Source organism: Variovorax sp. dw_954 (assembly GCF_018449755.1).
Classification (GTDB): domain Bacteria; phylum Pseudomonadota; class Gammaproteobacteria; order Burkholderiales; family Burkholderiaceae_C; genus Variovorax.
Genome location: NZ_JAAVVD010000011.1, coordinates 230,545 through 239,924, shown reverse-complemented (window position 1 = coordinate 239,924; position 9,380 = coordinate 230,545). Strand labels below are relative to the sequence as shown.

7 protein-coding genes and 1 pseudogene are annotated in these 9,380 nt (G+C 66.3%); 3 read left to right on the top strand and 5 right to left on the bottom strand.

Annotated elements, in window-relative coordinates:
* The 3 genes and pseudogenes from HB681_RS19005 to clpB all read right to left on the bottom strand — a co-directional run.
* Positions 1–315, bottom strand: a pseudogene (locus HB681_RS19005) (acetyl-CoA C-acyltransferase); the annotation flags it as partial.
* 150 nt (positions 316–465) lie between these two features.
* On the bottom strand, positions 466–801 hold the full coding sequence (locus HB681_RS19000) for a hypothetical protein (protein ID WP_213956425.1): 336 nt from the start codon (positions 799–801) through the stop codon (positions 466–468).
* A gap of 6 nt (positions 802–807) precedes the next feature.
* Positions 808–3,429: an ATP-dependent chaperone ClpB gene (gene clpB / locus HB681_RS18995; RefSeq protein ID WP_213956424.1), complete on the bottom strand. Its 2,622-nt coding sequence runs from the start codon at positions 3,427–3,429 to the stop codon at positions 808–810.
* A gap of 101 nt (positions 3,430–3,530) precedes the next feature.
* Here clpB and HB681_RS18990 point away from each other — a divergent pair, with 101 nt between their 5' ends.
* Together HB681_RS18990 and HB681_RS18985 are read left to right on the top strand one after the other, a co-directional pair.
* The gene (locus tag HB681_RS18990) at positions 3,531–4,523 is read left to right on the top strand and encodes a Bug family tripartite tricarboxylate transporter substrate binding protein (RefSeq protein WP_213956423.1); all 993 of its coding nucleotides are present in this window, start codon (positions 3,531–3,533) and stop codon (positions 4,521–4,523) included.
* A gap of 46 nt (positions 4,524–4,569) precedes the next feature.
* Entirely contained in the window at positions 4,570–5,418 is an 849-nt protein-coding gene (locus HB681_RS18985) for a phosphatase PAP2 family protein (RefSeq protein ID WP_213956422.1), read from the top strand.
* A gap of 82 nt (positions 5,419–5,500) precedes the next feature.
* Here the strand turns inward: HB681_RS18985 and HB681_RS18980 are convergent, their stop codons facing one another.
* Positions 5,501–5,989 (bottom strand): molybdenum cofactor biosynthesis protein MoaE, encoded by a 489-nt coding sequence (locus tag HB681_RS18980; RefSeq protein WP_213956421.1) that lies wholly within the window; start codon positions 5,987–5,989, stop codon positions 5,501–5,503.
* A 68-nt stretch (positions 5,990–6,057) separates the two neighbouring features.
* A complete protein-coding gene (locus tag HB681_RS18975; RefSeq protein ID WP_213956420.1) occupies positions 6,058–6,981 on the bottom strand; it encodes a LysR family transcriptional regulator in 924 nt (307 codons plus the stop codon).
* A 73-nt stretch (positions 6,982–7,054) separates the two neighbouring features.
* Between HB681_RS18975 and metE the strand changes: the two genes are divergently transcribed.
* Positions 7,055–9,370, top strand: a complete 2,316-nt coding sequence (gene metE, locus HB681_RS18970) for a 5-methyltetrahydropteroyltriglutamate--homocysteine S-methyltransferase (protein ID WP_213956419.1) — start codon at positions 7,055–7,057, stop codon at positions 9,368–9,370.
* The last annotated feature ends 10 nt before the right edge of the window (positions 9,371–9,380 follow it).

Sequence of the window (9,380 nt, the reverse complement as noted above, 5' to 3'; positions counted from 1 at the left end):
GATGGCTTGCGCCGCCGACACGATGGCCTGCAGGCCCGAGCCGCAAAGGCGGTTGACGTTGAAGGCCGGCGTCTCGATGGGGCAGCCCGCATCGATGGCGGCCACGCGGCTGAGGTAGGCGTCCTTGACGTCGGTCGGGATGACGTTGCCCATCACCACGTGGCCGATGGCGTCCGCTGCCACGCCGCTGCGCTCGATGGCGGCCTTGACGGCAGTGGTGGCGAGCTGGGTGTTGGGAACGTCCTTCAGCGAACCGCCGAAGGTGCCGATGGCGGTGCGGGCGGTGCCGACCACGAAGATGTCGCGAGTGCTCATGAGAAAAGCTCCTGGTTATGAAAATCGGGTGAGGGAGACGCTGAAAGCCCCGCCGGGGACTTGTTCGACATCTACTTTCTCAGGCGGCGATTTTCGCAGGCGCCAGCAACGCGCAACCGGCCGCAGGTTTGCGCGTACCGTGAAGGAGGATCAGCGGTTCGACGGCGTCTTCGGCATCACGTCGGTCACGTCGCCGGCCGCGCCGCGAACGATGCGCGCCGGTTGCTCCACCGACTCGCCGCGTGCCCGCGCATTCACCACGTCGGCGGCATTGGGCTCCGGCGGCTTCGTGGCCTGGCGGAAACGGTCGAAGCCGCTGCCCGGATTGAATCGCATCACCCACGGCCTCACCGGCTTTCCGGTGATGCGGGCCCACACGTACCCCATGATCCACAGCGCGGCCAAAAACAGCACGGCCACGGCGAGGCTAGCGGCCAGCACCAGCCCCATGCAAAACAGGATCACGCGCAGTAGAAAGGTCAGCATCGGCACTTAGGCTACCACCTCGTCGGTTGGTTCCTCCGACTTCGCAAACTGAAACACACCCGGCGAATGGATCGTGTCGGTCGTCACGTGGATCGTGTCCTTCGGCCCGAAACTGCCGTCGAGCAGCAGCTTCGACAACGGGTTCTCGATGCGCTGCTGGATCGCCCGCTTGAGCGGCCGCGCACCGAACACCGGATCGAAGCCGACCTTGGCAATTTCCGCCAGTGCGGCAGCGGACACTTCCAGTCCCAGGTCCATCTTCGCCAGACGCGCCTGCAGCACCTTGAGCTGGATCGCCGCGATGGCCTCGATGTTCTTAGCGTCGAGCGCGTGGAACACCACCGTCTCGTCGATGCGGTTCAGGAACTCGGGACGGAAGTAGTTCTTCAACTCGTCCCACACCGCGTCCTTGATCTCATCGTACGGCTTGCCCACCATCGCCTGGATGATGGGCGAACCGATGTTGCTGGTCATCACGATCACCGTGTTCTTGAAGTTCACGGTGCGCCCTTGGCCATCGGTCAGGCGGCCATCGTCGAGCACTTGCAGCAGCACGTTGAAGACGTCCGGATGCGCCTTCTCCACTTCATCGAGAAGCACCACGCTGTAGGGCTTGCGCCGCACGGCCTCGGTCAGGTAGCCGCCCTCCTCGTAGCCCACGTAGCCGGGCGGCGCACCGATCAGGCGCGCCACCGAATGCTTCTCCATGAACTCGCTCATGTCGATGCGGATGAGGTGGTCTTCGGCGTCGAACAGGAAGCCTGCGAGCGCCTTGCACAGCTCGGTCTTGCCCACGCCCGTCGGGCCGAGGAACAGGAAGGAGCCGGTCGGACGGTTCGGATCGCTCAGGCCGGAGCGCGAGCGACGGATGGCATTCGCGACGGCGCCAATGGCCTCGTCCTGCCCGACCACGCGTTCGTGCAGCTTGCCTTCCATCACGAGCAGCTTGTCGCGCTCGCCCTGCATCAGCTTGGCCACGGGAATGCCGGTGGCACGCGCGACGACCTCCGCGATCTCTTCCGCGCCGACCTGCGTGCGCAGCAGTTTCGGCGCGCTCGCGGTGCCCTTCTTCGCCTCGCTCGCTTCGGCTTCCTTCAGGCGCTTTTCGAGCGCTGGAAGCTGCCCGTATTGCAGTTCGGCGACGCGGTTGAAATCACCCTTGCTGGTGAATTCGGCGATCTGGAACTTGATCTTGTCGATGTCCTCGCGGATGTGCGCGCTGCCCTGGGCTTGCGCCTTCTCGGCCTGCCAGATCTCGTCGTAGTCGGCGATCTCTTTCTGCAGCCTGACGATCTCTTCCTCGATCAGGCCGAGCCGCTTCTGCGAGGCCTCGTCCTTCTCGCGGCGCACGGCTTCGCGCTCGATCTGCAACTGGATCAGGCGGCGGTCGAGCCGGTCCATGACCTCGGGCTTGGAGTCCATCTCGATCTTGATCTTGGCCGCGGCCTCGTCGATCAGGTCGATGGCCTTGTCGGGCAGGAAGCGGTCGGTGACGTAGCGGTCGCTCAGCTCGGCCGCAGCGACGATGGCCGGGTCGGTGATCTGCACGCCGTGGTGCAACTCGTATTTTTCCTGCAGCCCGCGCAGGATGGCGATGGTCGCCTCCACGCTCGGCTCGCCGACGATGATCTTCTGGAAGCGGCGTTCCAGCGCGGCGTCCTTCTCGATGTACTTGCGGTATTCGTCGAGCGTGGTGGCGCCGACGCAATGCAGTTCGCCGCGCGCCAGCGCCGGCTTGAGCATGTTGCCCGCGTCCATCGCGCCTTCGGCCTTGCCGGCACCGACCATGGTGTGCAGTTCGTCGATGAAGACGATGGTCTGGCCTTCGTCCTTCGCTAGTTCGTTCAGCACCGTCTTCAGGCGCTCCTCGAATTCGCCGCGGAACTTGGCACCGGCCAGCAGCGCGGCCATGTCGAGCGACAGCACGCGCTTGCCCTTCAGCGACTCGGGCACCTCGCCCGCGACGATGCGCTGCGCCAGCCCTTCGACGATGGCGGTCTTGCCCACGCCGGGTTCGCCGATGAGCACGGGGTTGTTCTTGGTGCGGCGTTGCAGCACCTGGATGGCGCGGCGGATTTCCTCGTCGCGGCCGATCACCGGGTCGAGCTTGCCCAAGCGCGCGCGCTCGGTCAGGTCCATGCAGTATTTCTTGAGGGCTTCACGCTGGCCTTCGGCATCGGCGCTGTTGACGCCCTGCCCGCCGCGCACCGCTTCGATCGCGGCTTCGAGCGATTTGCGCGTGAGTCCGTTGCTGCGCGCGAGATTGCCGATCTCGGCCTTGCTGTCGGCCACCGCGAGCAGGAAGAGTTCTCCGGCAATGAACTGGTCGTTGCGCTTGATCGCTTCCTTCTCGGTGGCTTGCAGCAGCTTGTTGAGGTCCGGCCCGACCTGCACGACGTCGTGCCCCTGCACCTGCGGCAGTTTCTTGATCGCGGCTTCTGCAGCCTGTACGAGGCCCGGCACGTTGGCGCCGGCGCGTTCGAGCACCGCGCGCGGACCTTCGTCCTGGCGCAGCATCGCGAGCAGCAGGTGCACCGGCTCGATGTAGGCGTTGTCATTGCCGAGGGCGAGCGACTGGGCGTCGCCGAGGGCTTCCTGGAATTTGGTGGTGAGTTTGTCTTGGCGCATGGCTTGATTCCTGCATTCAAAATAGGACTGTTGCGCGGCGATTCAAGGGCAAATCTCGCCCGGCCGCCGACTTTCCTCAAATCACTGCTCTGGAGTCGATCATGTTCTTTTCAAGACGAGGTGTCCTGTCGCGCGGCGTGCGCAGCGCGGTGGCGCTGGCTGCGTTCACTGCGTTCTCGGGCCTCGCCCAGGCGCAAGGCGGCACGCCGATCCGTCTTCTCGTCGGCTTTCCGGCCGGCGCCGGCACCGACGCCATCGCCCGCATGCTCGGCGAAAAGCTCAAGGACGAACTCGGCGTGCCGATCGTCGTCGAGAACCGTGCCGGCGCTGGCGGACAGATTGCCGCGCAGGCGCTCAAGGCCTCGCCGGCCGACGGCCACACGCTGCTGCTGTCGCACGACCACACCATCTCGATCCTTCCGCAAGTGGTGAAGAACCCCGGCTTCAACCCGGCTACCGACTTCGTGCCCGTGGCCGGATTCGCCACCTTCGCCAACGTGCTGGCCGTCTCTGGCGGTACGCCGGCAAAGACCTTTGATGAATACCTGAAATGGGTCAAGACCCAGAAGGGCGGCAAGGACACCATCGGCATTCCCGCCCCCGCCTCGATCCCGGAGTTCCTGGTCAAGATGATCGCGGAGAAATCGAAGCTCGACATCCAGTCGGCGCCCTACCGCGGCAGCGCCCCCATGACCGCGGACATGCTGGGCAACCAGATCAGCGCCGGCATCGCGTCGGTGCCGGACTTCATCGAGAACCATCGCGCCGGCAAGGTCCGCATCGTCGCCACCATCGGCGCCAGGCGCCAGGTCTTGCTGCCGCAGGTGCCGACCTTCACGGAACTGGGCTTCGCCAACCTCAACGACCTGCCGTACTACGGCGTTTTCGCGCCGGTCGGCACGCCGCAGGCCTTCATCGACCGTTTCGGCACGGCGTTGCAGAAAGTCCTGGCCATGCCCGACGTGCGCGACAAGCTCACAAACATGGGTCTCAGCGTGGGCTATGAACCGCAAGGGCAGTTCTCGGGCCGCGTGCGCACCTACACGCAGTCGTGGGAGCGCATCATCCAGGCGAGCGGCTTCAAGGCGCTGTAGCTGTACCGTTACCATGGCGCTCCCGAAAAAAAAGGAGGAGACATCCATGGAGATCAAGACGTTGACGGCCACCCTGGCCGTCGCGCTGCTGGCCGGCGCATGCACCACGTCACCGCGCGTCGTCGCGCCCACATCGGCTGCCGAGGTGGGCGAACTGCGCGCCGGCACCGGCTACCTCAAGGGCTACCTCGCGCCCGCCGAGTTGCCCGACAGCCTCGCATTGCTCCCGGCCCCGCCCGCCGCGGATTCGCCGGCCTACGCCGCCGACACCGCCACCTTCCGCAACCTCACCAAGCTGCAGGGCACGCCGCGCGGCGCCATGGCCGTGTCGGATGCGAACCTGCATTTCCCCGAAGCCGCGTCGGTCTTCTCATGCGCCCTGGGCGTACAGATTTCCGAGCAAGGCACGCCCAACCTCAGCATGCTGCTGCGCCGCACGCTGACCGACGCCGGCCTGGCGACCTACAAGGCCAAGGACAAGTACGTGCGCACGCGGCCTTTTGTCGTCTACAAGACCGCGAGCTGCACGCCGAAGGAAGAAGCCTTTCTGGCCAAGGATGGTTCGTACCCGTCCGGCCACTCGTCCGTCGGCTGGGGCTGGGCGCTGGTGCTGGCGGAAGTCGCGCCCGATCGCGCTGATGCGATCCTGCAGCGCGGCCGCGCGTTCTCGCAAAGCCGCGCCATCTGCGGCGTTCACTGGCAGAGCGACATCGAGGCCGGCCGACTGGTCGGGTCCGCCACGGTGGCGCGCCTGCACAGCAACGCGGTGTTCAACGCGCAGCTGGCAGCGGCGCGCGACGAGGTCGCCAAGGCCCGTGCCGCCGGCGCGCCGCAGGCGGCGGCGTGCGCTGCCGAAGGCGCGACGATCGCGGGCTCCAGCACTGTGGCTCCCTGATCCAGAGCGCGTATGCGCGGAAGCGCTTGTGATGCCGGAGCCAACGCCGCAGACCCGGGATCGGAGTCCACGATAGAAAGATTCACGCCTTCTCCGCGTTGGCAGCGTCGATGCCCCAGCGTGCCAACGCCTTGTCGTCGGCCACGCGCGCATCGACCCAACGGGCGCCTTCGGGCGTTTGTTCCTTCTTCCAGAACGGCGCCTGGGTCTTCAGGTAGTCCATCAGGAACTCGCAGGCCTCGAAGCTCTGGCCGCGGTGCGCCGAGACGACCGCCACCATCATGATCTGGTCCAGCGGCTGCATCAGGCCCACGCGATGCACCACGCGCGCGCCAAGGACGTCGAAGCGGCGCTGCGCCTCGTCGATCATGGCTTCGATCGCCTTCTCGGTCATGCCGGGGTAATGCTCCAACTCCATCGAGGCCACAGCCGATCCGTCGTTGCGGTCGCGCACCGTGCCGACGAAAGCGCAGACCGCGCCCACGCGCGTATCGGTGCCACGCAGGAGTGCCACCTCGGCGGCCAAGTCAAAGTCGTGTGTCTGGATGGCTACGCGCGGGGTCTGGCTCATGGGTAAATTGTGGCACTTGCGCCGCAGGCCGGTTCCGAATCGAAGCCGACCTTGATCTGTCGGCTCCGTTACAGCAACTCGATGCCCGGCAATGTCTTGAAGCAGGTCTCGCGCGTGATGCGCACGAAGTCGTCAGCCCAGGGGCGGCTCGAAGTCGCCGAACTGCAAGCCATGTGCAGCTCGCCCGTCAGGCCCTTGCGCCCCACCGGCCTGGCCGTGACATAGCCGCACTCCAGATAGCCCTGGACCGCCCACAAGGGCAAGGTCGCGACACCGCGGCCGCTGGCCACCAGTTGCAGCATGGCGACCGTGAGTTCGGTGGTGCGGCGGTGCAGGGGCTCGACGCCCGCCGGCGCCAGGACCTGGCGCACGATGTCGAGCATGTCGTCGGGCACCGGGTAGGTGATCAGCGTCTGGTCGGCGAAATGCCGGGCCGTGAGGTATTCCTTCGCGGCCAGCGGATGGTCGTTGGCCAGCAGCGCCACGATCTCGAAGCGGAACAGCGGGTGGTAGTCGACTACCTCGTCCGCATCCTGTTCCGACACGATCGCCACCTCGGCCCGGTCCTGCAACACCAGCGCGATCGGGTCCGGATGAAAGCCCGAGACGATGTCCAGTTCGATCTCGGGCCAGCGGCTGCGGAACTCGTCCATCGCCGGCATCAACCAGTCGAAGCAGGTGTGGCACTCGACCACGATGCGCAGTTGCCCGTCGGCGCCCTGCGCCAGGCGGGCGACGTCCCGCTCCGCCTCGTCGACCAGCGCGAGCGTGGTATCGGCCAATTGCAGGATGCGCTGGCCCGCACCGCTGAACTGCGGCGGCACCGACTTGCGCTCGAACAATGGCATGCCGAAGTGTTCTTCGAGCAGCTTGACCTGGTGCGACAGCGCCGACTGCGTCAGGTTGAGCATCTGCGCCGCGCGCACCAGGCTGCCGGTGTCACGCAAGGCGGCCAGGGTGCGCAGGTGGCGGATTTCGAGGATCGACTGCATCTTGAATCAATTTCACGTTGATTGGCAATAAGTTTCGTTTGAATCATATTGCATGGCACGGGATGATCGACGGATGACACGTACACACACCCTCGGCTTCCCACGAATGGGCGCCCAACGCGAACTGAAGTTCGCCCTCGAAAAGCACTGGCGCGGCGAGATCGATGCCGCTGGCCTCGAAGCCGTTGGCGCCGAGCTGCGCGCACGCCGCTGGCAGGCGCAGGGCGATGCCGGCCTGGACTTCGTGACGGTCGGCGACTTTGCTTTCTACGACCATGTTGCCAATCACATCCAGATGCTGGGTTGCGAGCCTCCGCGCTTCGACTTTCCGGGTGACGAGCCCGAACTGGCCCGCTACTTCACGATGGCGCGCGGCGTGGCCGACGAGGCCGGCCACGAAGGCTGCACGCACGGCAGCCACGCGACCTTTGCGCTGGAGATGACCAAGTGGTTCGACACCAACTACCACTACCTCGTGCCGGAGTTCAGCGCCTACACGCGCTTCAGCCTGGCCTCGGTGCGGCTGTTCAATGAAGTTGCCCAGGCCCAGAAGCTCGGCCACAAGGTCAAGGCGGTGCTGCTCGGGCCGCTGAGCTTCCTTTGGCTCGGCAAGGAAAAGCAGCCTGGCTTCAATCGCTTCACGCTGCTGGATTCGCTGCTGCCGGTCTACGAGCAGGTGCTGGCCAGGCTCAAGTCGCTGGGCGTCGAATGGGTGCAGATCGACGAACCGATCCTCGGCCTGGACCTGCCCGACGCCTGGCGCAACGCCTTCGAGCGGAGCTACTGGCAGCTCGCCCGCAGCGCGCCCAAGCTGCTGCTCGCCACCTATTTCTCTCCGCTGTCGGATAACCTGCGTTTGGCCTGCCAGCTTCCGGTGGCCGGCCTGCACGTGGATGCGGTGCGCGCGCCGGCCGAGCTCACCAGCGTGGCCGACTGGTTGCCAGCGCACAAGGTGCTCTCGGTCGGCATCGTGGACGGCCGCAACATCTGGCGCACCGACCTGGACGCCGCGCTCGCGCGCCTGGGGCCGGTGACCGCGAAGCATCGGGGTGAGCTGTGGATCGCGCCGTCGTGCTCGCTGCTGCACGTGCCCTTCAGCCTGGCGGGCGAGACCCGGCTCGATGCGGAAGTGAAGCCCTGGCTGGCCTTTGCCGTGGAAAAGCTCGATGAGCTGCGCGTGCTGCGCGCCGCGCTGGACGGCGAGGAAAACGCCGTGGAGGCCGAGCTGATCGCCGCCCGCACCGCGGTGGCCGCCCGCCGTGCGAGCCCGCGTGTGCACCGCGCCGATGTCGGCCTGCGCATTGCGCGCAGCGTGACCAGCGACGATCGCCGCAATTCCGGCTTTGCAAAGCGCCAGGCCGCGCAGCGCGCCCGCTTCGCGCTGCCTCCCTTGCCCACGACCACCATCGGATCCTTCCCCCAGACCGCTGCGATCCGCGCAGCCCGCGCCGCCTTCAAGCGCGGCGAACTCGACGCCACCACCTATGCCGAAAAGATGAAGGCCGAGATCGCCTTGGCCGTGCGCAAGCAGGAAGCGCTGGGCATCGACGTCCTGGTGCACGGCGAGGCCGAGCGCAACGACATGGTCGAGTACTTCGGCGAGCAACTCGACGGCTTCGCCTTCACCACCCACGGCTGGGTGCAGTCCTACGGTTCGCGCTGCGTGAAGCCGCCGATCATCTATGGCGACGTGGCTCGTCCGGCAGCAATGACTGTCGAATGGACCGCCTATGCCCAGAGCCTGACGAAGCTGCCGATGAAGGGCATGCTCACCGGCCCCGTCACCATCCTGCAATGGTCCTTCGTGCGCGACGACCAGCCGCGCAGCGTCACCACCGAGCAGATCGCGTGGGCCATCCGCGACGAGGTGGTGGACCTGGAGAAGGCCGGCATCGGCATCATCCAGATCGACGAGCCGGCCATCCGCGAAGGCCTGCCGCTGCGCCGCGCGGGCTGGAAGAGCTACCTGGAAGGCGCCACGCGCTCGTTTCGCATCAGCGCCTCGGGCGTGGCCGACCGCACGCAGATCCACACCCACATGTGCTATTCGGAGTTCAACGCCATCCTGCCGGAGATCGCCGCGATGGATGCGGACGTGATCACCATCGAGACCAGTCGCTCCGACATGGAGCTGCTGCGCGGCTTCGGCGACTTCAAGTATCCGAACGAGATCGGCCCCGGTGTCTACGACATCCACTCGCCGCGCGTGCCCACGACCGACGAGATGGTGCGGCTGATGCGCAAGGCGGCGGCCGTCGTGCCGGCTGCCAACCTGTGGATCAACCCGGACTGCGGCCTCAAGACGCGCGGCTGGCCGGAGACGGAGGCTGCGCTGTCGAACATGGTTGCTGCGGCGCGAGCGTTGCGCGCTGAACTGGCGCCAAGTTGACGGACACCGT

Coding starts and splice junctions, on each gene's coding strand:
- HB681_RS19000 (WP_213956425.1), bottom strand. CDS start 801: ATGCTGACCTTTCTACTGCGCGTGATCCTGTTTTGCATGGGGCTGGTG.
- clpB (WP_213956424.1), bottom strand. CDS start 3,429: ATGCGCCAAGACAAACTCACCACCAAATTCCAGGAAGCCCTCGGCGAC.
- HB681_RS18990 (WP_213956423.1), top strand. CDS start 3,531: ATGTTCTTTTCAAGACGAGGTGTCCTGTCGCGCGGCGTGCGCAGCGCG.
- HB681_RS18985 (WP_213956422.1), top strand. CDS start 4,570: ATGGAGATCAAGACGTTGACGGCCACCCTGGCCGTCGCGCTGCTGGCC.
- HB681_RS18980 (WP_213956421.1), bottom strand. CDS start 5,989: ATGAGCCAGACCCCGCGCGTAGCCATCCAGACACACGACTTTGACTTG.
- HB681_RS18975 (WP_213956420.1), bottom strand. CDS start 6,981: ATGCAGTCGATCCTCGAAATCCGCCACCTGCGCACCCTGGCCGCCTTG.
- metE (WP_213956419.1), top strand. CDS start 7,055: ATGACACGTACACACACCCTCGGCTTCCCACGAATGGGCGCCCAACGC.